This is a genomic window from Brucella pecoris, assembly GCF_006376675.1.
Taxonomy (GTDB): Bacteria; Pseudomonadota; Alphaproteobacteria; order Rhizobiales; family Rhizobiaceae; genus Brucella; species Brucella pecoris.
Window position 1 is genome coordinate 154563 of the sequence record NZ_VEWK01000011.1, and the last position, 25384, is coordinate 179946.

Genomic DNA, 25384 nt, shown 5'->3' on the forward strand with positions numbered 1-25384 from the left:
TATTGCGGCTTGTTATTAAGGTAGCTGGCTTCAGGTGACATGCCCTTGGGCAAGACGGATTCTGTTTGACGTGCAAACGATTAAGAACATCATTTCAAGTGCAGCTTCGGTGGAATCCAAGTCCTACCGCGATGCCATGAGCCATTATGCGGGTGCAGTGCAGATCGTCACGACCGCCGGTAGTGCGGGAAGGCGTGGTTTGACGCTGACTGCCGCCTGTTCGGTGTCGGACAATCCGCCGACGATCCTGATCTGCCTGCAGAAGATTCACGAAGAAAATCGGCTGTTCATCGAAAACGGTGTTTTCGCCGTCAATACGCTCGCGGGGTCGCATCAGCAGCTTGCGGATGCATTTTCTGGCCGTATCGGACTGACGCAGGATGAGCGCTTCGAACTGGCGCGCTGGGATGTTCAGGTGACCGGAGCACCCATATTGCAAGGTGCGCTTGCCGCTTTCGACTGCCGAGTCGTCAGTGTACAGGATCATTCCACGCATCACGTGCTTTTCGGGGAAGTCGTGGGCCTGCGGTCCAAATCCGAGGACGAGGCGCTGGTCTATCTCAACAGGCGCTACCATACGCTGGAGCTGTAATCCCATGAGCCATAGAATGTCGAAGCATGGAATGGGTGGCCTGTTTGGGGCATTGTTTCTGTTCTCGACTGTGACGGCATCGGGGGCAGCGTCGTTGCCGCCGTATAAGGACGATTATTTCGCCTATCCCGGTATTATCAGCAGCGCTGACAATGGTGATTATAAGGTCATCGATTACAACGAGATGCGCGATATCAATGGGCGCGATACGGTGCCCGAAAAGCGTGTGAAGGATGCCTATGTCTCGCTGAAGGCACGCGCTTACCAGAAGGATGTCACCTTTCAGACCGCCGCCGGGCCGGTGAAGGCCGTGACAGCGGGTAAGCGCGAAGGCGCATCCTTTATCGTCATCTATCTGCACGGTCGGGGCGGCAATCGTTTGCAGGGCATGAACGATTTTACCTTTGGCGGCAATTTCAACCGTGTGAAAAATCTCGCGGCACTCAATGGCGGCCTCTATATTACGCCGGATTTCAAGGATTTTGCCGATACAGGCGAGGCTCAGATTGTCGGGCTGATCGATGCAGCCAAGGCATCGTCGCCAAATGCTCCGTTGATCCTGTCCTGCGGTTCGCAAGGCGGAACGCTTTGCTGGCGCATAGCCTCCAATGAAAAGGCCGGTAACGAGCTTGCTGGCCTCATTCTGCTCGGCTCGCTTTGGGATGATGGATTTTTCAAGTCACCCGCATTCAAGAAACGCGTGCCGGTCTTCTTCGGGCATGGAAGCCGTGATCCGGTTTTTGCCATCGACAAGCAGGAAGCCTTCTATCGTGAAATACGCAAGCGCGCGCCGGGCTATCCGGTTCAGTTCCGGCGTTTCGAGAGCGGCAATCACGGTACGCCGATCCGAATGTCCGACTGGCGTGAGATGTTGAACTGGATTCTCGCAAAACAGTGATGACAGGCCTGTGGATGCGAATCGAAATTCTGGCAATGTGACCTTCCTGCCACTCGACAATCGGGCAAAACCGAATAGTTATCGAACTTAAAATTTTACCTGCTCAGCAGATCCTATGAGGTAGATCATGTACGGACGCGCCCGCACTGGAGCCCGTTTTCTAGCCATTGCCATGTTGGCCCCGCTTGCCGCTGCCTGCACGACGACTGTACCGACCACGACAGCGACGCCGGGCAAGACCGATGCCCCGATCAGCGCGCCGACGATTTCGTTGCCGCGTTTCACGCCGACCGCTTATGTCGATCCGGCGCTCGCGCAGCCGTGCATCACCGCCGCTGCTAACAAGTATTTCCTGCCGGAACATGCTATTTCCGCCGTTAACTCCCGTCCGGGCGCAGCCGGCGGCACCGATGTCGACCTCAAGGTCGATCTGCGTACTGCTGTTTGCCAGGTAAGTGCCAAGGGCGGTGTGCGCGCCGTTATAGATACGTCGCCGAAGAGCGCGGATCAGATTGCAGCCGAAGCCGCAGCAGCCAAGGCAGATGCCGCCGCCGCTACCCAGCCGAAAAAAGCCAAGGCGAAGAAGAACTGATTCAACAATCAGAGCTAACATATGAAAAAGGCAGGGATTTCCCTGCCTTTTTGTTTTCATTTTCCTGGCTTTTCGCCGTACCAGCGCGGCGTATAAACCCATTCCCTGCCGTCGGACTTTGCAAAAACTTGCGTGTGGGACGAGCCCACGATCACCACGGTTCGCATGTCGACATCATCCGGTGTCAGTGCGCCGAGCGTGGTTGTGCGTGTCGTCTCTGCCGGTCTGCCAATGTCGCGCCCAAGAACAACGGGCGTTTCTGGGGATCGATATTGGCGCAGGATTTCCAGTGCGCGACCAAGCTGATGTGGACGCGCCTTGGAGATGGGATTGTAGAATGCCATGGCAAAATCGGCTTCAGCAGCAAGCGCAAGGCGCTTCTCGATGATTTCCCAGGGTTTGAGATTATCTGACAGTGAAATATTACAGAAGTCGTGTCCTAGAGGCGCTCCGATACGTGACGCGGCGGCCATCGCCGCGGAAATACCGGGCTGGATGACAAGCTCCACACCATGCCATGCAGGCTTATCCGTTTCGTGAAGCGCCTCGACAACTGCCGCAGCCATCGCAAAGACACCGGGATCGCCTGACGAAACCATGGCGACATGCCGTCCGGAAGCCGCAAGTTCGAATGCATGGCGCGCGCGCTGCATTTCCTCTCGATTATCGGTCATATGGATGGCCTGATCGGCGCGGAAAGGGCGAAGGTTCTCCTCGGCCATCCGCACATAGGTCTCATAGCCGAGAATGTCTTCGGCCTTTTCCAGTTCGTGCTGAACGGCGGGTGTCATCAGGTCTCGTGATCCGGGCCCAAGGCCGATAACGACCAGCTTGCCACGTTTTCGACCAACGAACAGAACATCTGACGGGGTGGCAGCCACTGCAATGGCAAGCCCATTGCTCTCTATCAGCTCGACCGGCTGTTCCACCGAACGAAGGATGATCTCACGAGTATCCGTTGCATCTGCAGTATAGCGTAGCGGAACGCCGAGGCTCTTTGCCGCGTGCTGAAGCTGTGGTGAGGTGCAGTCTTTTTCGCGGGCGAGAAGCAATGCCAGAGATGCTGGGGCGATGCCTGCATTGGCGAGAGCATCTTCAATATCGTTCTGAATGTTCTCGCTGACCCTATCGACGGCAATCGCCACGCTGCGAGGATGATAAATCAGCTCGTCTGGTCGGGGCGTGCGAATGTGGGGCGTCATGCTGATCGTCAGTGCACCGTCATCGCCGAAAGGCAGTTTGGAATCTGCAAGCCAGCGTGATGTTCCGTCGAGCCGCACCTTCTGTCCCGCGAGCAGGTTCGACGTGAAATTTTTCGCGTCGTCGGGATTGGCAAGGGTCAGTTCGGCGGGCGGGTTCAGCAGATTGATCCCGAAGCGTAGTTCGCCAGACGTGGTTATGGCAGGCGCGACCTCAAGTGCTGCTGCAATCTGCCGGGCCATGTCGTTGACGCCGGAGAGACCACCCAGAAGTGGCACAACCGCGCTTCCATCTTCGGCTACGGCCAGAACCGGCGGTTCAATGCGTTTGTTCTGCAGGAGAGGGGCGAGCGCCCGGATCACGATACCGGCTGCGCAAAGCGCAATGATGGGGCGGCCTTCCTCGTAAAGCGATCTGACCGCATCGCCGAAATGCATGAAAGTGTTGTCCAGCGACGCAACACGGTTCTGGAGGCCGCGTATCTCGGCATGTTTCAGTGCCGATGCGATCTGCTGAGCGGCGGGAATCGCCGCTTCTCCAAGAACCAGAATCGCGGGGATCATGCGCCGTTCCATTTTTGCCCCGGAACAAGAATGATCGAGAAGTAGGGGCAATCGTTGCCGTCGACTTCCGCCAGCGGCACAATGCGCTGATTGGACATGGTGGCGCGCTCGACATAGAGCGCACGGTCCATGAGACCGAGATCGCCGAGCACAGTGCGAACCTTGTCGAGGTTTTTGCCAAGTTTCATGATTGCCGCTGCGCCCGTATCTGCAAGCCGCCGTTTCAGTTCTTCTGCGCTCATGACGCCGGAGAGGACGGATAATGTCTGATTGCGATAGACAAGCGGCGCGCCCAGCACGGCAGATGCGCCGAGAACGGAGCAGACGCCGGGCACGACTTCCGTTTCATACTGATCCGCAAGCCGGTCGTGAATATACATGAACGAGCCATAGAAAAACGGATCACCCTCCGCGATCACGGCGACATCCTGACCGCGATCAAGATGGCTCGCTATCGTGCTCGTTATCTCGCCATAGAAATCGCTGACGATCTGTTCGTAATCCATATGCGCCGGGAGCTTTTCCGTCGTCACCGGATAGATGAGCGGTACCAGAACCTGTTCCGGTGAGAGATATTCCTCGACGATGGTGAGGGCATTGCCCTTCTTCCCCTTGGCGGCGTGATAAGCTACAACCGGTGCGCTTTTGAGGAGGCGTAGGGCTTTCAGCGTTATCAGTTCGGGATCGCCGGGACCGACACCCAGGCCAAACAGTTTGCCTTTTGCCGCCATTATTCGCGCTCCGACGCGAGCGCATTGACCGCCGCTGCCGTCATGGCGCTGCCGCCGCGTCTTCCGCGTACGATCACATAAGGCACGCCACGGCTGTTTGCAGCGAGTTCGTCCTTGGATTCTGCCGCGCCGACAAAGCCGACCGGCATGCCGATGATAAGTGCCGGTTTTGGCGCGCCAGCATCCAGCAATTCGAACAGGCGGAAGAGGGCGGTCGGCGCGTTGCCGATTGCAATGATACTGTTGCCAATATGCGGGAGCCAGAGGTCGAGCGCTGCGGCCGAACGGGTATTGCCGATTTTCGTTGCAAGCTCCGGAACCGATGGGTCGCCAAGCGTGCAGATAACTTCATTATTGGCAGGCAGCCGGGAGCGGGTGATGCCTTCGGCCACCATGCGTGCATCGCAGAGAATGGGGGCGCCCGCATGCAAGGCATCGCGCCCGGCTTGGCCCGCACCTTCCGAGAAAGCGAGGTCGTTGACCACATCCACCATACCGCAGGCGTGAATGACACGGACTGCAAGCTTTTCCAGATCGGCAGGTATCCGGCTTAGATCGGCCTCGGCACGGATGATGGCGAAAGACCGGTCATAGATCGCCTGTCCGTCGCGAATATAGTCTGTCATGGTGGCCACTCTAATCAGTGTCGGGCGTTCAGAAGGCGCGCCGCTTCGTCAATGGTGATATCTGTCGCCAATAGCCGTCCGAAGCGCGATGGTCCAGCCCCGTCTTTTGGAAACGTGTCTTGCGTATATAGATCGTATCGACCCGCCGAACGCGCCAGAAGCGTGTGCGGCAAAGGTGCGAGCGCCGCGCATGACTTGGCGCATCCCGTGATGTGGATGGATGTCGTTCCACACGCCAAATGGGAAGCAAGCTCCTCGCCGTCCGTCTGGGTGTCTGCGAGCGCGGAAGCGCAGCCATTCGACCCGGAACAGGCACGAAGTCGCGCATGTGGGGCGTCGACTGTTGTTGCGAGGTCAAGCGAACGAAGTTTTTCGGTAATTTCGGTTGTCTGTGCCGCGCTCATATGGGGCAGGATGACGCCTTGCCAGGGTGTCAGGCGCAGTTCATGTTTTCCGCTGTCGGAGAGGTTTGCCAGCTCCGTGAGTTGGTACGGTGTCAGCCGTCCCAAAAGCGGCATGGCGCCCACATAAAATGATCCGTCAGATTGCAGGTTATTGCCGAGATGCGAAGATGGCGTCAGTGCTTTACGCTTCCAGTCGTTGGCTGGGTGAATCGGGAACGGCAATTCCCGGTTCAGACCCGCCAGAAACTCCGATTGCGAAATGATTTCGAACAGATGCTTCATCCGCGCAAAGCCACCATGGCGTAAAAAGCAATGCAGCAATGCTTCGATAAAGGGCAGGGCGTGTTGTGCTTCGATAGCCCCGAGCGCGGGCTTGTCGGGAGACGAAGCAAAGCCAAACGCAAAGGTTTCGCCGTCTATCGCCGAAAGCCAGATGTCGCCTGGATGGGAAATCATCGCGCAGTTTTCGCCACCGTCTACCTGTAAAGAAAACTTTGGCGACAGGGCATAGAAAACCTCATTCGCCTGCAACATGGCGAGCAGGGAAGTGGCCAGTTCCGTGACGTTGCATATCTGGCCGCGATCAATGCCTGCCGTGGGGCTAACCATCACATTGCGTATGTCGTCTGCACCGGGACTATCAGCGCCGAGGCCAGCTTCATGCAGCGCTGCGACGATATTTTCCCAATGCTTGGGCGCGATACCGCGCAACTGGATATTGGAGCGAATCGACAACTCTATTGCGCCTGCGTTGAAACGTTCGGCTATTGTGGCAATCGAACGTGCCTGATCGGCTGACAGGCGACCGAGCCTCAGTTTGATGCGGGCAATAGCCCCATCCTTGGCCATGACCATACGCGAAAGTCCGGGACAGGCGTTGCGCCTGTCTGATTGGACTAGCAGCGATTGATTGATTTGCTGGCTCGACATTTGAGCCTTATACGCCTTGCCGCTTGCACTTGCTACTGCACCACCATACGAACAAAGAAAAGGAGCAACGCGAATGAGCTGCTGGCTGACGGTTATCGGTATTGGCGAGGATGGACTGGCGGGCCTTGGAAAGAACGCCCGCGACGCGCTCATCAATGCTGCCGTCATTTTCGGCGGCAAGCGGCATCTGGATTTTCTGGGTGATGAGATCACAGCCGAGCGTGTGGCCTGGCCGTCTCCATTCGACGAAGCTTTCGCGATGATTGAGGCATATCATGGTCAACGGGTCGTTGTGCTGGCGAGCGGCGATCCGATGTTTTTCGGTATGGGTGCATCTTTGTCCCGGCATTTTTCTCCCGAAGAACTTCAAATTATTCCCTTTCCATCATCGTTTTCTCTAGCTGCAAGTCGGATGATTTGGCCTTTACAGAACGTCCGCACAGTGAGCGTCCACGGGCGTCCGTTTGAATTGCTGGTACCGCATATTCTGCCGGGAGAGAGAATTCTCGTGCTTAGCAATGATGGCACAACGCCCGCAAAAGCTGCAGCACTTCTCAAGGCCAAAGGCTTTGGCCACAGTGGTCTGACGGTGCTTGAGCATCTTGGCGGGTCAAAGGAAAAGCTTATCAGCGGCAGTGCTGACGGCTGGCCGCACGAAAACTGTGCCGATCTTAACGTGCTGGCAATCGAATGTGTCGCTGCGCCGGAAGCGAACGTGTTTTCTCCCGTCACCGGTCTGCCCGATGAAGCGTTTGAGAATGACGGACAACTGACCAAGCGCGAGGTTCGTGCGATCACGCTGTCACGACTGCAGCCCTTGCCGCGCCAATTGCTTTGGGATGTTGGTGCCGGTTGCGGATCCATTGGTATTGAATGGATGCGCATTCATCCTTCATGTCGCGCGATTGCCATCGAAGCGAATGCACAGCGGCAGGCGATGATCGAGCGAAATCGCACGGCATTGGGTGTTCCCGGATTGCAGTTGGTCAGGGGCGAGGCACCGTTAGCGCTGGGAGGGCTGGAGGCGCCTGACGCGATCTTTATCGGCGGGGGCGTAACGGATGACGGCGTGCTGGAAACCTGCTGGGATGCCCTGAAGCCGGGTGGCCGGCTTGTTGCCAATGCCGTGACCTTGCAAAGCGAGATGCTGCTTTTCAACTGGCGTGAAAAGTCAGGCGGAGAATTGACGCGCCTTGGTGTCGCTCAAGCTGGGGCACTTGGCTCCTTCGATGTCTGGCGGCAGGCGCTGCCCGTCACAATTTATTGCGGGTTCAAGCCCAAATGATGACTTGAACAGTCATGTTATATTCGGGTAAGGCTGGGAAAACTATTTCCCAAAGGAGGACGGGGCATGTCCGAACTCAACGCCAATACCCGCTTTGCGCTCACGAACGCTGGTCATGTGGTCAATCAGCTTCTTGATCATTTTGTCGAGCATGCCGACGTGCATCGGCAGGGCAGTACGGCCAAGCTGGTGCTGAGCTTCGGTCAGGCGGATGTCGAATGGGATGAAGAAACGGTCAGCGTCGACGTCAAGAGCGAGGACGAAACCGGTCTTGCCTATATGAAATACTCCATCGCCGAGCATGTGCTGGAATTTCTCGACAAAGGCAGCGCCAAACCGAAGATTATCTGGGAAGGTGATGGGGCCGCCGGACTGCCGCTGCCCTACTTCCGCGAGATGCAGGTCGTCGCGGTGTCGAATGTAACGCCGCACATGCGTCGTGTTCGTCTTAAAGGCGATAATCTGTTCCGCTTCTCGCAGTTGGGCCTTCATATCCGCCTGCTATTTCCTCCGACAGGTCTGGCCAAGCCGCAATGGCCTACAACCGGCGAAGATGGCCGTCCTGTCTGGCCGGATGGCGAAGCCAAGCTTGCCACACGTGTCTATACGATCCGCAACATCGATCCAGCAGCCGGATGGGTGGATATCGATATGGTCGTCCATGGCGACGATTGCGACGCTCCGGGTTCCGGCTGGGCTATCAGCGCCAAGCCGGGCGATATTGTCGGTATGACCGGTCCTGGTGGCGGCGATGCGGGCGATGCGAAGTGGTACCTGCTTGCGGGCGACGAAACCGCGCTGCCCGCCATCGGGCGTATCCTCGAGCGGTTGCCCGAGGGCACTAAGGCGGTTGTGCGCGTTGAGATCGGCAGTGCTTCGGAGGAACAGGCACTCGCTTCTCGCGCGAACGTCGACTTACAGTGGCTGAACCGCGATGGAGCGGAAGCCGGAACGACGACATTGTTGCAGGATGCGGTGCGCGCAGTCGAACTACCGGAAGACGAGGATGACATTTACGTCTGGGCCGGTTGCGAGTTCAACGCGTTCCGGTCGATCCGCACTTATATGCGCAAGGAACGTAATATTCCGAAGGATCGCCAGCTTATTGTTGCGTATTGGCGGCGCGGGCAGGATGGCGACACGCCGCGCAAGGCATCCGACGATTGATGCAATGAAAAAGGGGACCGGAAGGTCCCCTTTTTGTTTACCTACTAAAGCCTTCGCTCGCCTGCATCAGGTTCTTCGTATAGTCGGCATGGATATTGCCACTGACAAGATCATTTGCCCGCAGTTGTTCCACGACCTCCCCATTGCGCATGACGGCGAGCCGGTTGCACATATGGGTGACAACGCCAAGATCATGACTGACCATGACGAAGGTAAGGTTACGATCGCGCCGAACCTGTTCCAACAGGTTCAGCACTTCCGCCTGAACCGACGCGTCGAGCGCCGAGGTTGGCTCGTCGAGCAGCAATATGCTGGGCTCAACGATCAGGGCGCGGGCTATGGCAATACGCTGGCGTTGACCGCCTGAAAGCTGGTGCGGATAGCGAAAGCGGAAGCCGGAACCGAGGCCGACTTCGTCCAGCGCCTTCACGATGCGCTGTTCCGTGTCGCCGACGCCATGGATGGCAAGCGGCTCCAGCAACAGCCGATCCACCGTCTGTCGGGGATGCAGCGAGCCGTAAGGGTCCTGAAACACCATCTGGACATTGCGATAGAATGCTTTGTCGCGCGGTGTCTTCAGCAATTGCCCGTCGATGCGGATTTCGCCGTCTTCAACAGGCGCCAGTCCGGCAACCGCCCGCAGCAGGGTTGATTTGCCGGAACCGGATTCACCCACAAGGCCGTAGGATTCACCGCGTGCTACGTCGATACTGACCGATTTCAGTGCATGGAAATGATCGAAATAGACGTCGATATTGTCGACGCTCAGTGCAGATGCCGTACTCATAGCTTCCATGCCTCCTGACGTTGCAAGGTTGGCAGGGGATGGCGATCGGCTCCGATTTTCGGCATGCAGTTCAGCAATCCTTGCGTATAGGGATGTTTCGCATTGGCGAGGTCCTTCGCCGCAATTTCCTCCACGATCTTGCCCGCATACATCACGATGACGCGGTCGCAAAAGGAAGAAACGAGGCGCAAGTCGTGGCTGACGAAGATCAGCCCCATGCCACGTTCGGCAACCAGCTTGTCCAGAATGCCGAGCACTTCGAGTTGAACCGTCACGTCGAGGGCCGAAGTCGGCTCGTCGGCGATCAGCATTTCCGGCTCGGCCACCAGCATCATGGCGATCATGACGCGCTGGCCCATGCCGCCCGAAACTTCGTGAGGATAGAGCTTCATGACGCGTTCCGCGTCACGGATCTGCACAGCTTCAAGCATGGCGATGGAGCGCCTGCGGATTTCCGCGCCGCTGAACTTGCCATGAGCCTTCAGCGTCTCGGCAATCTGCTTGCCGATGGTCATGACAGGGTTGAGCGAATATTTCGGGTCCTGCAACACCATGGCTATGCGGCCGCCACGCAAGGCGCGGCGTTCGCGAGCCGAGGCGTTCAGAAGATCGATGCCGTCGAACTCAAGTTTCCTGGCAGTGATCTGTGCATGCAAGGGCGTGAGGCCCATGATGGCGCGGCCGGTCTGGGATTTGCCCGAACCGGATTCGCCAACAATACCAAGACGCTCGCGGCCAAGCTCGAAGCTGACGCCGCGAACGGCCTCGATCGCGCCTGTGCGCGTCGGGAAGGTGACGCGCAGGTCTTCAACAGTCAGAAGAGGCTTCATTGGTTGTTACCCCGCGGATCGAGCGCATCGCGCAGGCCATCGCCCAGAAGATTGAAGCCCAGGCTGACGATCAGGATCGCGATACCCGGCATAGCGGCAACCCACCATTGGTCGAGAATGAAGCGGCGACCCGATGCGATCATCGCGCCCCATTCAGGCAATGGCGGTTGTGCGCCGAGGCCGAGGAAGCCAAGACCCGCAGCGGTGAGGATAATACCTGCCATGTCGAGCGTCACACGTACGATCAGCGAAGATGTGCAGAGCGGCATGATGTGGCGCACGACGATACGGATCGGCGAAGCACCCATCAGGCGGACGGCGGAGATATAATCCGAGTTGCGCACCGTGAGCGTTTCCGCACGTGCAATACGCGCATAAGGCGGCCATGACGTGATTGCGATGGCGATGATGGCGTTCTCGATACCCGGCCCGAGAGCCGCAACAAAGGCAAGTGCCAGTATGAGCTTCGGGAAGGCCAGGAAAATATCGGTGATGCGCATCAATACCGCATCGACCCAACCACCGGCATAGCCCGCAACCGTGCCGACCAGAAGGCCGACGGGCGCGGCAATGATGGCAACCAGCAGCACCACGTAAAGGGTGAGGCGCGAGCCGTAGATCAGGCGTGAAAGAATATCGCGTCCCTGATCGTCGGTGCCGAGGAGATAGCCGGGAGTCCCCGGCGGCAGAAGACGTGCGTTGGCCAGATCACCGATAACCGGAGAATGCGGTGCCAGCACATCGGCGAGAGCCGCAACGACGAGCAATCCGATGATAATCAGAAGGCCGAGAACGGCCAGCTTGTTGGCGGTGAAGCGCCGCCAGACCATATAGGCCCGACCGAGACGGGCCTGGGTGCGTGACTGCGGCCGCTCGGTAAGCAGCCATTCACGCCATGAGAGGTTAGAAGTATCTGTCATTTGGCTCATCGTACGCGCGTCCTTGGATCGAGAACCCGATAGAGAAGATCGGACACGAGGTTGAGCGCGATAAAGACCGACCCGATGACGATAGTGCCACCGAGAACGGCATTCATATCAGCGTTTTGGAGTGAATTCGTGATGTAGAGTCCGAGACCGGGCCAGGAGAAGATGGTTTCGGTCAGAACCGACCCTTCCAGAAGCCCGGCATAGGAAAGCGCAATCACGGTGACGAGCGGGACAGCGGCATTGCGCAGCGCGTGACCCCAGATGATGCGGGTTTCCGAAATGCCCTTGGCGCGCGCAGCGACGATATATTCCTGTTCCAGCTCGTTGAGCATGAAGGAGCGGGTCATGCGGCTTATATAGGCAAGCGAGAAATAGCCGAGCAGAGCCGATGGCAGGATAAGGTGGGAGACAATATCCTTAAGGGCCGGCCAGTCGCGCTGGAGGATCGCGTCGATCAGGTAAAAACCGGTGATCGGCGTGAACGTATATTCGAATGTGATATCGATGCGTCCGGGTCCCGATGTCCAGCCGAGCCGCGCATAGAAGATCAGGAGCGCAAGCATACCGAGCCAGAAGATTGGCACCGAATAGCCAACGAGGCCGATCACACGCACGATCTGGTCGACAAGGCTGCCACGCTTCACGGCGGCGAGAACACCGAGCGGAATACCGAACAATGCGCCGATGATCGTGCCGACGGTGGCGAGTTCCATTGTAGCGGGGAATACGCGTCGGATGTCGGTCATGACCGGATTGGTCGTGAGCACGGAAGTGCCGAAATCGCCTTGCAGAACACCTTTCACGTAAAGAAAGAACTGCTGGTAGTAGGGCAGGTTGAAGCCCATTTCTTCCCGCACGCGGGCGACGACATGCGCAGGAGCGCGGTCGCCGACAATTGCCAGTACCGGGTCGATCGGCACCACGCGGCCGATGAAGAAGGTTACGGCCAGAAGACCCATATAGGTCGTGACGACGATAACCAGAAAACTGGCCAGCGACGCGGCAATGGCTGATGAGCGTCGCGGCGCTCGCCTTACCTTTTTGGTGGTTTCGATATTACTCAATGTTTTGACCGCTTCCGACAATGAGAGCGTTTCAGAGCGGGTTCCGATCCGAGGGACTCAGTTGTCTTTTGCTTGTATAGCTCTAGAGCTGTTCCGATGCGGAACCGTTCCGTCTGGTTTTTTTGACGCATTTCAGAACACAAAACCTGTTCACAGCTTTGCTGGAAATGCTCTGGAGCGGCTTTCCTTTTTGATTCAGAAAACCGCTCCATCTCTTTGTTTTAAAGCCGATTCAGCGCACTGAAGCTCTCATGCGCCAAGACATGGCCGACTATTCCTTGCTGACGTTCGCGAGGAAGTTGGAGTCGAATGTCGGGCCGAGCTTGTAGCCCTTCACGTTACCGCCAATGCCGGCAACTTCAACCTGCTGGAACAGCATAACGAACGGGCTCTGGTCGAGAGCTTCCTGCTGAAGCTTCTTGTACTGTTCGGCACGCTTGTCGTTGTCGCGTTCCAGAAGAGCTGCCTGCGTCTGCTTGGTCAGCTCTGGGATGTCCCAGGCGTTGCGCCATGCAAGCGTCTTGGTCGATGCGTCGTCGCTGTTGTCGGGGTTGCTGGTGAAAGCTTCGGCATTGGAATTCGGGTCCCAATAGTCCATGCCCCACTGGCCGATATACATATCGTGGTTACGGGCACGATACTTGGTCAGCGTCTGCTTGCCGTCGCCGGGGATGATTTCGATCTTCACGCCAGCCTGAGCAGCGGTCTGCTGGAAGGATTCGGCAATGCCGGTGACCGGCTGGCCGTTACGGACGTCGAACGTGACCGAGAGACCATCCTTCAGACCCGCCTTGGCGAGAAGTTCCTTCGCCTTGGCAACGTCGAGTTTGTACGGCGCAGCATCGAGAGAACCGAGAACGCCCTTTGCCTGATAGGTCTGGCGGATTTCACCAATGCCCTTGATGAGGGTCGAGCCGATTGCATCATAATCGACCAGATATTTGAACGCTTCGCGAACTTCCGGCTTGGCCAGGTTCTCGTTCTTCTGGTTGAGGCTGATGTAATAAACCGTGCCCTTGGCGGCGCTGGCCGTGGTCAGCTTGTCATTTTTCTGAACGGCTTCGTAGTCGCCTGGCTCCAGATTGCGTGCTACATCGACGTCACCGGATTCAAGCATCAGGCGCTGCGTGGCGCTTTCTTTGACGTGGCGATAGAAAACGCGCTTGAGCTTGGCCTTTTCACCATAGAAATTGTCGTTGCGTTCCAGAATGACGACTTCATTGGCGCGCCATTCGCGGATCGTGAATGGCCCCGAGCCCGCCGACTTGGTTTTCAGCCATGCGTTGGCATAGTCGGTGTCGTATTTGTAGTCGTCGGTTGGCGTAACCTTCTCGGCATGTTCTTCGAGAAGCTTCTTGTCGACGACTGCGGCGACGGTAGCGGTCAGGCAGTTCAGCACGAAGCTCGGTGCGTATGGCTTGTCGACGGTGAAGACGAAAGTTTCGTCATCTACGGCTTTTGCCTTTTCGTTGACGTTGTCCTTGGTCAGACCGAACTGGGTCAGGATGAAGGCCGGGCTCTTGTCGAGACGCACCGCGCGTTCAAAGGAATAAGCTACGTCGGCAGAGGTGACCGGGTTGCCGGAAGCGAACTTGATGTCCTTCTTCAGCTTGAACGTATAGGTGAGGCCGTCGTCGGAAACGGTCCAGCTTTCTGCAACGCCGGGCACGACTTTCGACGTGTCGTTGATATCGAGGCGAACGAGCATGTCATAGGCGTTACCGATGAATTCGGCTGGGCTCAGTTCGAAGGACTCTGCCGGGTCCAGCGTGATGGTGTCGTCGATGGCCCAGGCCTGGACCAGCGTGTCGGCAGGGGTGGCCGACCAGGCAGGATTTGCAGCCAGCACGGCAGCAAGCGCTGCACCGGCGGCCAGAATACGAAAACGTCCGAAATGCATCATGTTTGAGTTCCCTTCCTGTATTTTTGTTGGGATTTTGTTGGATTGTATCTGTATGTCAGGCTTCGTGCCATGCCTGTTTCAGGACCCTGGTCCAGTTGCTCCGGCAAAGCTTTGCCAGTTCCTCATCGTTATATCCGGCCTTCTGCAAGGCCATGACAAGATTCTGGGTTCCGGCGGCATCGGAAATGTCTGCTGGAATTGTTGCGCCGTCATAGTCCGAACCAAGCGCCACGCAGTCGATACCCATGCGTTCAACCATGTAATCCACATGGCGAACCGCATCGGAAAGCGGCGTGTTTGCGTCTTCCTTGCCGTCGGCACGAAGCATCGTTGTAGCGTAGTTCAACCCGGCTAGGCCCTTGCTCTCGCGGATCGCATCGAGCTGGCGATCGGTCAGATTACGGGCAACCGGAGTGAGGGCATGCGCGTTAGAATGGCTGGCGACCAGCGGCTGATCGCTCAGTTTGGCCACATCCCAGAAACCCTTTTCCGTGATATGCGCCAGGTCGATCAGAATGCCTTTGGTGTTGCACGCCTTGACCAGACGCTTGCCTGCATCGGTCAGGCCGGGGCCGGTATCGGGGCTCATCGGATAGGCAAACGGAACGCCGTGGGCGAAAACATTGTTTCGGCTCCAGACCGGGCCGAGTGAACGCAAACCGGCAGCATAAAAAACTTCAAGCGCTGCCAGATCTGCATCGATGGCTTCGCAGCCTTCCATGTGCAGCACGGCGGCGAATGTGTCGCTGTTCAGCGTTTCATCGAGTTCACGACCGTTGCGGCAGAGCTTCCAGCCTCCTGCAGCTTCCAGCTTCAGCGCGATGGCTGCGATTTCGAGAGCGATGTCGAGGGAGGGGCTGCGTTCCAACGGAAGAGAAAGCGGCGTTTCGTAATGACCGTTGGCATCGGGCTTGCCAAGCTCGATATGCTCGCCCGAAGGTATGTAGATGGCGCATATTCCGCCGGCGAGACCGCCTTTGCGCGAGCGAGGCAGATCGATATGACCGATATCCGTCCCGTCGATAAATTCCTTGATCGGGTCTTCGCCCTTGCGGGCATTTTCCCAAAGCCGCAGAAGGACATCGTTATGTCCGTCAAAAACGCGCTGCATTCTTTCATTCCTGACTGCATGGCCTGCGAGGGCAGAACCACATATCCAAGTGTTCAGGTGCGAGGAGACAACACGGCAAGGTAAGATAACCTCCCGATATGGTGGTTGAGCTTTTCGCTCTTATTGTTCCCCGCACTTCCACTCCCGATTTATAATCGGTTAGTGCCTGTCGGAGTCAAGCCATCGAATGGCGTAGTCAGACTGTGAAATGAAGATAAATTTATGCAAAACGAAAGGGCTGCGCTATGAAACGCAGCCCTTTGTGCAAAAGCAGAATTGCTTGATGCGAAAACAGAATGAAGTTTCGCGTCGGATCACGCGGTCTAGAACTTGTAGTTCAGACCGGCCTTGATCGAATGGTTCTTCAGATTGTTGCGCTGCTCCACGCCGTTGACGCGGGACTTCACGTCGCTGAAGCGCTGGAAGTCATATTCAGCCTTGACGGAAAGCGGGCCACTCAGTGCCTGCTCGACGCCAGCGCCGACCAGCGCGCCACCTTCCCAGCCCGGAGCCGAGGTGGTGTTGTCCTTGGCCTTGAAGCGGGTCACACCGTAACCGGCGGTGCCGTAAACGAGCGTCTTGTCGAAAGCATAGCCGACCTTGCCCTTGGCATTGCCGTTCCATGACTGCTGAAGGCTACCGCCATGACCGATGCGATGTTCAGCTTCAGCAAAATTTCCTTCGAGTTCTGCACCGAACACGACATTGCCGCTCTGCATGTTCTTGCCGACGACAACGCCGCCAAGAGCGCCGGTGCGGTTGGTGAAGGGGCTGGGGAACTTGGACGACGAAGCGCCGATCTGTGCGCCGATATAATTGCCGGACCAGTCATGCGGGCCGCTGGCAACCGGATCGTTATAGGAATAGTCCGTTGCTCCCATCACGTCGGCTGCGAAAGCCGAACCTGTAAAAGCAAGGATTGCAGCGCCGAGCGCCGCTGCGGTGATAGAACGCTTCAACATTTTTTACTCCGATTTTCCCGTCCGGAAACGCTGGCGGGAAACATGCCTGAATTCATTATTGCCATCGAAAGGCCGTGCCTTCGAACTGGCTTTCGTCTCACCTTTGATTGTGTCTAAATTTAAGAAAATTCGAGCGATTTCCATGCACTGCGCAACCATTCTTCGCGCTATGCTTAACAATCGGTAACTGCTTGGTCGCGAAATTTTTGTTAGATCAATCCTAGTCCACGGAAGCTGGCATGGCCGTGCTTTCCAACGATGACATGGTCGTGCACCGTAATGTTGAGCGCCTTGGCCGCACTGACGAGTTGCTTGGTCATGTCGATGTCTGCCCGAGATGGGGTCGGGTCGCCAGATGGATGGTTGTGCACCAGGATAATGGCGGTTGCGGATAGTTCCAGTGCCCGTTTGACGACCTCGCGCGGGTAAACAGGTGTGTGGTCCACTGTGCCCGTCTGCTGAACTTCGTCAGCAATCATTTTGTTCTTCTTGTCGAGGAACAAAATTCGGAACTGTTCACGGGTCTCGTAGGCCATGGCAGTGGTGCAGTATTCGATCACCTTGTTCCATGAACCAAGTACTTCGCGTTCCATGACTGCACTGCGGGCGCTTCGTTTCGCGACGGCTTCCACGAGCTTGAGTTCATGTGCGACGGTGGGACCGGCGCCGGAAACTTCAGCGATCAGTTTTTCGGGAGCAGCCAGCACTTCGGCAATCGAGCCGAACCGCATCAACAGAGCCTTGGCGAGCGGCTTGGTGTCGGCGCGGCGAATGGCGCGAAACAACAGCATTTCGAGCAGTTCATAATCTGCCAGCGCGTCAGGAGTGTCCCTGAAACGCTGTTTGAGACGATCACGATGCCCGGCATAATGCGGCTTGTCGATCTTCGGCGTCAGTTGCAGCGTATCACTGAAGCCGGGCAATTGCGCGCTACCCGGCTCATTCTTGTTCTTTGCCATCCTGTTTGAACCCCCGCAAAAACAGACCAGACAATTATCGAGGCGATTTCCTTGGCCGTTACCTCATGGAAGGCGGGCCGAAGACATTGGCTGGGGAGAGCGTGAATATCTCGCAGCCGTCCTTCGTGACGCCTACCGTATGCTCATATTGCGCTGTCAGCGAGCGATCTCTGGTAACCGCTGTCCAGCCATCGGGAAGGACTTTCACGTGTGGTTTGCCGAGGTTGATCATCGGCTCGATCGTGAAGATCATGCCTTCCTTGATTTCGACCCCTTCATTCGGCGTGCCGTAATGGAGGATGTTCGGCGCATCATGGAACAGCTGTCCGACACCGTGACCGCAGAAGTCTCGCACAACGGAGCAGCGTTCGCCTTCGGCATAGGTCTGGATCGCCGCGCCGATTGCGCCGGTTTTCACACCTGGCTTGACGGCTGCGATCCCACGCAGAAGGCTTTCATAGGTGACTTCAAGCAGGCGCTCGGCGGCGCGTTTGATTTCGCCCACCGCATACATGCGACTTGAATCGCCGTGCCAGCCATTGAGGAGATAGGTCACGTCGATATTGACGATATCACCCTCGCGCAGTGGCTTGTCGTTTGGAATGCCATGGCAGACGACGTGATTGATCGACGTGCAGGTCGATTTCGTATAGCCGCGATAGTTCAGCGTTGCCGGGAACGCGCCGTGATCCATGCCGAATTCGAACACGAAACGGTCGATTTCATTGGTCGTTACACCCGGCTTGACGATATCGTTGAGGGCATCAAGGCAGCGCGCCGTCAGGTTGCAGACCGTGCGCATACCTTCGAAAGCGTCCGGACCATAAAGCCTGATCTGGCCCGTATATTTCATGGGTGCGTTTGTTGCTTCGATATAGGTTACCATCACTCGATCCGTCTTAGTCTACTCAATCGGCACCAGCGTAGTGGCGTCAATGCTTTTATCCGTTATGTGGCACCGAACGGCCCAAGCCTCAACCCCGTTTGCACGAGCACGCTCAAAAGCACGTGCGTAAGTGGGGTCGAGATCGCCGGAAATGCTGAATCTGCTGCAATCACTTCGCTGGATAATAAACAGCATCACGCCCCGATGACCAGCGGCAACGACGTCGACGAGTTCATCGAGATGTTTTGCACCGCGCGCCGTCACCGTATCAGGGAATTCTGCCAGGTTGGGAGTGCGGATAAAGTGCACGTTCTTGACCTCGACATAAGCTCGCTGGCGAGGACCGTCATCCAGCAAAAGGTCGATGCGCGAGTTCCTGCCATATTTCTGCTCGCGCTTGAGGCTGGCATATCCCGTCAGGTCCGGAATGAGACCGTTGAGGATTGCTTCTTCGGCGATCCTGTTCGGCAAACCGGTGTTCACGCCGACCAGCGTGTTGTCCGCTTCGACGATCTGCAGCGTATGGGCATATTTGCGGTGAGGGGCATCCGAAACACTAAGCCAGACGCGAGAATCCGGAGCGGTCAATCCGAGCATCGAACCGGTGTTGGGCACGGAAGCAGTGATAAAGCGCCCATCATCAAGTGTGACGTCGGCAAGGAATCTTTTGTAGCGGCGTTCCAGCCTGCCGGTAACCAAAGGTGTTTGAAAAATCATGCGCCGATTTAAAGTAGTTCGGCGGGCCTGCGAAAGGATTTTCTGATAGTTTTGCGAAAATAATGAAACCGGTTCGGCGCTTAGAACAAGGCTTTGATGACGTCGGCCCAGCTCATATCCGCACCGAGGACCATTGCTGCCGCAACGAGGCCGGCGCCGAGAAAGGTGAGGGTGGTTCTTGTTTCGCTTGTCATTATTCTTCCCCATCAAATCAGTCGTTCAAAGCTGGGAAGAATTTCGCGGGAGAATTTGCCCGGATTGTGATGCGATAATGGCTATTCCGGGCAATTTGCGGGCTTTTTACAGATAGGGTAAACGCGCCCGTTTTTTTACTGTTTTACCCAGTTGAAGACGAGTTCCTCGCGAAAAGCGAAGCGGACGACGTGACTTGCCACCACCTCTTCGAGGCGGGCGAGGTTCTCTTCCGAGGTTTCAACGGTTGTGGTCAGTTTTTCCGCATCGGCATCGAGAATCACAAGACGGTTCTCGCCCAGATCGATGGTGCCATGTTCCGGCGTGAACTCGACCGCGAATTTGTGCGCCCAGTGTTTGCAGAGCTGCTGCAGGTAGCGGCTGGCATGGGTGGTGGAAACGATTGCTGTTGCTTTCGACATCATGCTGTCCTTTCGAAAAGGTTGCAGCCCGGCGCGTAACAGTATCCTGGCAATTCGGCCAGTAATAATTCCGTCAAATCTAAGGGAAAAGAAAAACCAGCAATGGTACGCCCAAGGGGAATCGAACCCCTGTCTGCGCCGTGAAAGGGCGCTGTCCTAACCGCTAGACGATGGGCGCCTGCTGGTGTGGGGCGCTTATAGTCAGGAAATTTCCGACATGCAAGCCCCTTTTTCACCTGTCTGTGAATAAGTTTAGACAGCGCTAAACCGCACACAACAAGCGCTAACCAATTGAATTGTAGGGGAAAAAGAAGAACCAGCAAGTGGTACGCCCAAGGGGAATCGAACCCCTGTCTGCGCCGTGAAAGGGCGCTGTCCTAACCGCTAGACGATGGGCGCCTGTTGCTGGTGTGAGTGGGCTTATATTCAGGAAGGTTCTGACTCGCAAGCCCCAAAAAACACTTTTCTGAAAAAAATCGAATGTACTACAAAAATGGGGAAACTTCGGCGGGCGGGTTCCTTATTTCCTTGAATATAAAGGCAAAAGAAAAAGCCGGATCATGTGATCCGGCTTCTGTGTATTCCTGATACGCCTCTTTTTTAGCCCTTGCAGCGCCAGTTCCAATCGCGTTCCGGGCCGACATCGACGTGAACCGAAGTCGTGTGGCAATAGGTGCCGACACCGCCACGCCCGGACATGGAGCGGGCGAAACGAGCGACTTCCCACTTGGAAACGCCGTCGATCTGAATATCTGCGGCGGCGCAGATCATATGCAGCGATTTGCGAGCACCGTTGACCTTGCGGTTATATGAGGGGCTGCGATAGCCCGAAGTCACCATGACCGGGCGGCGGAAATGCCGTTCCATGGTTTTCAGCATGGAAACGAGCTGCGGCTTGAGGCAGGCAACATCCACGGTCTGTCTTTGGACTTTCAGGCCATTGGGTGCGAGTCGGGCAAGGCCCGGAGCTGATGCAAGCGTGACATTTGCAAACTCATCATCTTCATTCGCGTCGATATCGCTATCGTCGTAAAGGCTGTTGCGATGCTTAATTTCCACGCCGCCATTGGGGCGCACACCGGGCAGCGAATAATTGTAATCGTGCTTCGCAGATGGTGAAACCGGCTTGGCGACTGCGAGCTTCTTGTTTTCGGTTCGGTCAGAGCGCGAGCCAGCCGATTCGTCGGAGAAAAGCCGGGCTATGCTGCCTTGCGAGGCCGTTGGGCGTTGCGGCGAGGCGTAAGCGCTCTTCGTTGACCCGAACAATGAAGCAACCTGAACAGGCTTTTCAGCTTCGGCAGGTTTTGCCGCTGCGGTCTGTTCTGGTTCTGCCGCTTCGGCGGGCTTTTCTTCTTTTGCCGGTTCCTGCTGCTTTTTCGCGGTTTCGGCTGGAGCGGCTGCAACTGGCTGTTCTGCTGCTTTAGCGGGCTCAGGTTCAGCGGACTTGTTGCTGCCGAACATACCGAAAAGCGATGAGCTTTTTGGCTGCTGAGGGGCAAGGGCGGCCACCGCTGTCGGCTGTTGTTCAGCACCTGCTGCAGCCTCGACCGGTTTCGCCTGCTCTTTAGTATCGGTGTTCGTTGCTTCGGCCACGGTCACCGGTTTTGTTTGGCCCGGCTTGGCCTCGGTCTTTTTTTCTTCTGTCGAAGGAGTTGCAGTCGTCGCCGCCTCGGCGGAAGCAGTCTGATCTGCGGCACTTTGCAATGTGTCCGCAATCATGGAGCCATCCGTTGCAGAGGTCATCTGAAGCGGCTTTCCGTCAAGGCCTGTACCGGTCGACGTACAGGACGTGACAAGAAGCGCAAGCAAAGCCACGCTACCTGAAAGAAACCTGCCGGTGGTCCGGTGTGTAGAATGTGCAAATTTCAACAGTCTGCTCCAGCTCGATTTCCCTGACCAGTTTGGCGGCTTGAACGCATTCGAGCCTACCTGGTTTCGGGAGATCGGCTCTCCCGTGCGAGGCTGACGCCATGCTGATAGCGATCGTCCCCACAACTCCCAGCCGTTTATGCCGGGAAAGAAATTCAGAAATATCAGCATGTTATGATGGTCACTTCAGAGCTATGGCCATCATTCCACTGTATAGGACAAATCACCTGGCGAGCAATTCGTTACCAATTTTTAAGTTTTTTAATCGCCGAACGCAACTATTGATGCGCAATTGGTGTTAAATGACTTCAGCTTTAGTGCGGATTATTCAATAATAACGAAATATTACTTTATGTAACTTTCGGTTACATTTCTGTTTTGATCAAGCAGTCGCGATAGTCTGCGAGGGGCTGTCGGCCTTCGGTGCAAGGCGAATTTCCGATTTGCATCACTCACTTGTTGACAGGACGCCTCGACTTGGTGCTATCCCTTGGCAATTGCTTTATCTTTGTCTGGTGTTGTGGCCAACGGCATCTTATGCGGCATTAACCGGGAACAGAAACATGACCAAGCGCACGCGGCAGATCGCCAATCTTTTGCTGGCAGCAACAGCGGCGGCTATGCTCACGGCATGCGCGGGCGGAAAAGAGTTTCAGGGCACCCCGCAGGAAGGCGCCTCCCGTACTGGCGTTTTCCCGACATTCGGCCATATGCCGAAGGCTGCGACCACGCAGATTACCGCCGAAGAAAAGCAGCAGCTTACAAGCAAACTCGATGCCGACCGCACGCGTCTGGCGGCGTCGAGAACCGGCGGTGCGGGCTTCACGCCAGCCGAGGCAGCAACTCTGCGTCAGCAGGCGCAGCAGGAAACGGACGCTACCCTGAAACAGATCGAAAGCGGGGAAGAGTAAATCCTCTTCCATAATGACGAAAACTGCGTCTTTTGACGCGGCAACACGTCTCGACCCGATTCGAGAACAGGTGTATAGCTCCATTACGGCGCATACGCGCTATTACGTTCAACCCTCCACTGGAACACAGGATCATGTCGGAAGAATTCCATAAAATCCGTCGTCTGCCCCCTTATGTCTTTGAACAGGTCAACCGTCTGAAGGCATCGGCGCGAGCGGCGGGTGCCGACATTATCGATCTTGGCATGGGTAATCCAGATCTGCCGACCCCGCAGAATATCGTCGACAAGCTGTGTGAGGCTGTGCAGGACCCGCGTGCGCATCGTTATTCCTCATCGAAGGGAATACCGGGACTGCGTCGCGCGCAGGCACAATATTATGCGCGCCGCTTTGGTGTGAAGCTCAATCCCGATACGCAGGTGGTTGCCACGCTTGGTTCCAAGGAAGGTTTCGCCAATATGGCGCAGGCCATCACCGCACCGGGCGATGTGGTGCTTTGCCCGGACCCGACCTATCCGATCCATTCGTTTGGCTTCATCATGTCCGGCGGCGTGATCCGTTCGATTCAGGCCAAGCCGGATGACAGCTTCATCCCGGCTTTGGAACGTGGCGTAAAGCATTCGATTCCGAAGCCGATTGCGCTGATCCTGAATTTCCCGTCCAATCCAACGGCCTATGTGGCGACGCTCGATTTCTATAAGGACGTCGTTGCGTTTGCACGCAAGCATGACATCGTCATCCTGTCGGACCTTGCCTATTCGGAAATCTATTTCGATGGCAATCCGCCGCCATCGGTGCTGGAAGTGCCAGGCGCCATGGACGTGGCGGTCGAGTTTACCTCTATGTCGAAGACATTCTCCATGCCGGGTTGGCGGATGGGCTTTGCGGTCGGCAATGAGCGCCTGATCGCAGCTCTCACCCGCGTGAAATCCTATCTCGATTATGGCGCGTTTACGCCTATTCAGGTTGCCGCGACGGCGGCGCTGAATGGCGATGGCTCGGATATCGCCTATGTGCGCAATGTCTATAAGCAGCGTCGCGACGTGCTGGTCGAAAGCTTTGGTCGTGCGGGCTGGGATGTTCCGCCGCCAGCCGCAACCATGTTCGCCTGGGTTCCGATCCCGGAACGTTTCCGTTCGCTGGGTTCGCTCGAATTTTCCAAGCTGTTGGTTGAACAAGCTGATGTGGCCGTTGCGCCGGGTGTCGGTTTTGGCGAACACGGCGACGAATATGTGCGTATCGCTTTGGTTGAAAACGAGCACCGCATCCGTCAGGCCGCACGTAACATCAAGCGGTTTCTCTCCACCACGGACGAGAACCTGCAAAATGTGATCCCGCTCGAAGGCCGCCGTTAAGAGCGTTCTTCATGCTTGCGGGCCGGCTGGTTCGGCCCGTAGCTTCCCACCCGATTAAGCCACTCCATACAGAAGGTCGATATAATGAGTGATGCATTACGGATCGGCGTTGCCGGCCTCGGCACCGTTGGTGCTTCGGTGTTGCGTATCCTGCGTGACAAGTCCGAAATGCTCACGCGCCAGTGCGGCAAGCCTGTAACGGTTACGGCGGTCAGCGCCCGCGACCGCACGCGGGACCGTGGCATCGATCTTTCCGGCATCGACTGGTTCGACGATCCGGTCGAACTGGCGAAAACTGCCCAAATCGATGTCTTTGTCGAGTTGATCGGCGGTGAGGACGGCCCGGCCAGGGCTTCCTTGGAAGCGGCCCTGCGCGCCGGTCGCCATGTGGTCACGGCCAACAAGGCTTTGCTTGCGCGCCATGGCGTTGCGCTTGCGAAAATCGCCGAGGACAAGGGCGTTCTGCTCAATTTCGAAGCGGCTGTTGCGGGCGGCATTCCCGTCATCAAGGCAATGCGGGAATCGCTGACCGGCAATACGGTTTCGCGCGTCTATGGCATCATGAACGGCACCTGCAATTACATTCTGACCCGGATGTGGGAAGAAGGCATTTCGTTCGAGGACTGTCTCAAGGATGCCCAGCGTCTCGGTTATGCCGAAGCTGATCCGACTTTCGATATCGAAGGAAACGACACGGCGCACAAGCTGGCGCTTCTGACCAGCCTTGCCTTCGGCACGCAGATCGCCGCCGATGATATCTATCTGGAAGGCATCAGTAATATTTCGCTGGCCGATATTCGCGCAGCCGATGAACTCGGTTATCGCATCAAGCTTCTGGGCGTCGCGCAGAAAACCGATACCGGCATTGAACAGCGCGTGCATCCGACCATGGTTCCGACCTCGTCGGTCATTGCGCAGGTTCATGGCGTGACCAATGCCGTGGCAATCGAAACCGACCTTCTGGGTGAGCTTCTGCTTTCCGGTCCCGGTGCGGGTGGCAATGCGACAGCATCCGCCGTGATCGGCGATGTTGCGGATATTGCCAAGAGCCGTCCCGGCTTCCAGCATGGCCCGGTGTTTGGCACGCCTGCCAAGGCATTGCAGCCCTACAAGCGTGCCAAGATGCGCAAGCATGCAGGCGGTTACTTCATCCGCCTGACCGTTCTTGACCGCATCGGTGCCTTTGCGGCCATTGCCAAGCGCATGGCTGAAAACGACATCTCTCTGGAATCGATCGTCCAGCGTCCGCCAATGAATGGTGCGGCCAATGAGGGTATCAAGACGGTCATTCTCGTTACGCACGAGACGACCGAATCTGCCGTCAAGAAGGCACTGGAAGCAATCCTGAAAGACGACCATCTGGTCGACAAGCCACAGATGATCCGCATCGAACGGGCCGGGTGAGAACCGGATTGCCTGCCTCTCTTGCAGGTTGGATTCACCTTTGTTATGAAAGCCGGGTCGGAACTGACCCGGCTTTATTCGTTTCAAGAGACAAA

At 56.7% G+C, this 25384-nt stretch carries 24 protein-coding genes and 2 tRNA genes; 8 read left to right on the plus strand and 18 right to left on the minus strand.

Annotated features, from left to right (window positions below; genetic code table 11):
* The first annotated feature begins 70 nt into the window (after nucleotides 1-70).
* The 3 genes from FIB18_RS19020 (at nucleotide 71) to FIB18_RS19030 (ending at nucleotide 2082) form a co-directional block, all read left to right on the plus strand.
* Nucleotides 71-592: a flavin reductase gene (locus tag FIB18_RS19020; RefSeq protein ID WP_071630221.1), complete on the plus strand. Its 522-nt coding sequence runs from the start codon at nucleotides 71-73 to the stop codon at nucleotides 590-592.
* A gap of 16 nt (nucleotides 593-608) precedes the next feature.
* Nucleotides 609-1490: an alpha/beta hydrolase gene (locus tag FIB18_RS19025; RefSeq protein WP_140022193.1), complete on the plus strand. Its 882-nt coding sequence runs from the start codon at nucleotides 609-611 to the stop codon at nucleotides 1488-1490.
* A 127-nt stretch (nucleotides 1491-1617) separates the two neighbouring features.
* Nucleotides 1618-2082, plus strand: a complete 465-nt coding sequence (locus tag FIB18_RS19030; protein ID WP_140022194.1) for a hypothetical protein — start codon at nucleotides 1618-1620, stop codon at nucleotides 2080-2082.
* 56 nt (nucleotides 2083-2138) lie between these two features.
* Here FIB18_RS19030 and cobJ read toward each other — a convergent pair whose 3' ends face one another.
* From cobJ to cobG, 4 genes are read right to left on the minus strand one after another with little or no spacing between them, the layout of a single operon-like run.
* The gene (cobJ, locus tag FIB18_RS19035; RefSeq protein ID WP_174977455.1) at nucleotides 2139-3845 is read right to left on the minus strand and encodes a precorrin-3B C(17)-methyltransferase; all 1707 of its coding nucleotides are present in this window, start codon (nucleotides 3843-3845) and stop codon (nucleotides 2139-2141) included.
* A complete protein-coding gene (locus FIB18_RS19040) occupies nucleotides 3842-4576 on the minus strand; it encodes a precorrin-2 C(20)-methyltransferase (protein WP_140022196.1) in 735 nt (244 codons plus the stop codon). The genes cobJ and FIB18_RS19040 overlap by 4 nt, the downstream gene beginning before the upstream one ends.
* Nucleotides 4576-5202, minus strand: a complete 627-nt coding sequence (locus FIB18_RS19045; RefSeq protein ID WP_140022197.1) for a precorrin-8X methylmutase — start codon at nucleotides 5200-5202, stop codon at nucleotides 4576-4578. The genes FIB18_RS19040 and FIB18_RS19045 overlap by 1 nt, the downstream gene beginning before the upstream one ends.
* A gap of 14 nt (nucleotides 5203-5216) precedes the next feature.
* Entirely contained in the window at nucleotides 5217-6536 is a 1320-nt protein-coding gene (gene cobG, locus FIB18_RS19050) for a precorrin-3B synthase (protein ID WP_140022198.1), read from the minus strand.
* A gap of 73 nt (nucleotides 6537-6609) precedes the next feature.
* On the opposite strand from cobG, the gene cbiE reads away from it, so the two are divergent.
* Nucleotides 6610-7821 (plus strand): precorrin-6y C5,15-methyltransferase (decarboxylating) subunit CbiE, encoded by a 1212-nt coding sequence (gene cbiE / locus FIB18_RS19055; protein ID WP_140022199.1) that lies wholly within the window; start codon nucleotides 6610-6612, stop codon nucleotides 7819-7821.
* Between the two features lie 66 nt (nucleotides 7822-7887).
* A complete protein-coding gene (locus tag FIB18_RS19060; RefSeq protein ID WP_140022200.1) occupies nucleotides 7888-8988 on the plus strand; it encodes a siderophore-interacting protein in 1101 nt (366 codons plus the stop codon).
* A 37-nt stretch (nucleotides 8989-9025) separates the two neighbouring features.
* Here the strand turns inward: FIB18_RS19060 and FIB18_RS19065 are convergent, their stop codons facing one another.
* From FIB18_RS19065 to FIB18_RS19130, 14 genes are all read right to left on the minus strand, one after another.
* Nucleotides 9026-9775, minus strand: coding sequence for an ABC transporter ATP-binding protein (locus tag FIB18_RS19065; protein ID WP_140022201.1), 750 nt, complete (start codon nucleotides 9773-9775; stop codon nucleotides 9026-9028).
* Nucleotides 9772-10605: an ABC transporter ATP-binding protein gene (locus tag FIB18_RS19070; protein WP_140022202.1), complete on the minus strand. Its 834-nt coding sequence runs from the start codon at nucleotides 10603-10605 to the stop codon at nucleotides 9772-9774. The genes FIB18_RS19065 and FIB18_RS19070 overlap by 4 nt, the downstream gene beginning before the upstream one ends.
* Complete coding sequence (locus FIB18_RS19075) at nucleotides 10602-11534, minus strand: ABC transporter permease (protein ID WP_140022203.1); 933 nt, start codon at nucleotides 11532-11534, stop codon at nucleotides 10602-10604. Before FIB18_RS19075 ends, FIB18_RS19070 begins: the two co-directional genes overlap by 4 nt.
* Entirely contained in the window at nucleotides 11531-12598 is a 1068-nt protein-coding gene (locus tag FIB18_RS19080; protein ID WP_168436457.1) for an ABC transporter permease, read from the minus strand. Before FIB18_RS19080 ends, FIB18_RS19075 begins: the two co-directional genes overlap by 4 nt.
* Nucleotides 12599-12869: 271 nt before the next feature.
* Nucleotides 12870-14501: an ABC transporter substrate-binding protein gene (locus FIB18_RS19085; protein WP_140022204.1), complete on the minus strand. Its 1632-nt coding sequence runs from the start codon at nucleotides 14499-14501 to the stop codon at nucleotides 12870-12872.
* Between the two features lie 55 nt (nucleotides 14502-14556).
* On the minus strand, nucleotides 14557-15612 hold the full coding sequence (locus tag FIB18_RS19090) for a dipeptidase (RefSeq protein ID WP_140022205.1): 1056 nt from the start codon (nucleotides 15610-15612) through the stop codon (nucleotides 14557-14559).
* Between the two features lie 323 nt (nucleotides 15613-15935).
* On the minus strand, nucleotides 15936-16574 hold the full coding sequence (locus FIB18_RS19095; protein WP_140022206.1) for an outer membrane protein: 639 nt from the start codon (nucleotides 16572-16574) through the stop codon (nucleotides 15936-15938).
* A 209-nt stretch (nucleotides 16575-16783) separates the two neighbouring features.
* Nucleotides 16784-17533, minus strand: coding sequence for a RadC family protein (radC, locus tag FIB18_RS19100; RefSeq protein ID WP_140022207.1), 750 nt, complete (start codon nucleotides 17531-17533; stop codon nucleotides 16784-16786).
* Nucleotides 17534-17591: 58 nt separating this feature from the next.
* Nucleotides 17592-18419 carry a type I methionyl aminopeptidase gene (gene map, locus FIB18_RS19105; protein ID WP_140022208.1) on the minus strand — a complete coding sequence of 276 codons (828 nt, stop codon included), beginning with the start codon at nucleotides 18417-18419 and terminating at the stop codon, nucleotides 17592-17594.
* An 18-nt stretch (nucleotides 18420-18437) separates the two neighbouring features.
* Nucleotides 18438-19136 (minus strand): DNA/RNA nuclease SfsA, encoded by a 699-nt coding sequence (gene sfsA, locus FIB18_RS19110; protein ID WP_140022209.1) that lies wholly within the window; start codon nucleotides 19134-19136, stop codon nucleotides 18438-18440.
* Between the two features lie 329 nt (nucleotides 19137-19465).
* Nucleotides 19466-19750 (minus strand): DUF2218 domain-containing protein, encoded by a 285-nt coding sequence (locus FIB18_RS19115; protein WP_140022210.1) that lies wholly within the window; start codon nucleotides 19748-19750, stop codon nucleotides 19466-19468.
* 103 nt (nucleotides 19751-19853) lie between these two features.
* Nucleotides 19854-19928 (minus strand) — tRNA-Glu (locus FIB18_RS19120).
* A gap of 146 nt (nucleotides 19929-20074) precedes the next feature.
* Nucleotides 20075-20149 (minus strand) — tRNA-Glu (locus FIB18_RS19125).
* Nucleotides 20150-20350: 201 nt separating this feature from the next.
* Nucleotides 20351-21619, minus strand: coding sequence for a YcbK family protein (locus tag FIB18_RS19130; protein WP_140022211.1), 1269 nt, complete (start codon nucleotides 21617-21619; stop codon nucleotides 20351-20353).
* Between the two features lie 563 nt (nucleotides 21620-22182).
* Here FIB18_RS19130 and FIB18_RS19135 point away from each other — a divergent pair.
* The 3 genes from FIB18_RS19135 to FIB18_RS19145 all read left to right on the plus strand — a co-directional run bounded on the left by FIB18_RS19135 (nucleotide 22183) and on the right by FIB18_RS19145 (nucleotide 25289).
* On the plus strand, nucleotides 22183-22530 hold the full coding sequence (locus tag FIB18_RS19135) for a hypothetical protein (RefSeq protein WP_140022212.1): 348 nt from the start codon (nucleotides 22183-22185) through the stop codon (nucleotides 22528-22530).
* Between the two features lie 134 nt (nucleotides 22531-22664).
* Nucleotides 22665-23885: an LL-diaminopimelate aminotransferase gene (locus tag FIB18_RS19140; protein ID WP_140022213.1), complete on the plus strand. Its 1221-nt coding sequence runs from the start codon at nucleotides 22665-22667 to the stop codon at nucleotides 23883-23885.
* An 84-nt stretch (nucleotides 23886-23969) separates the two neighbouring features.
* A complete protein-coding gene (locus FIB18_RS19145) occupies nucleotides 23970-25289 on the plus strand; it encodes a homoserine dehydrogenase (protein ID WP_140022214.1) in 1320 nt (439 codons plus the stop codon).
* Nucleotides 25290-25384: the final 95 nt, after the last annotated feature.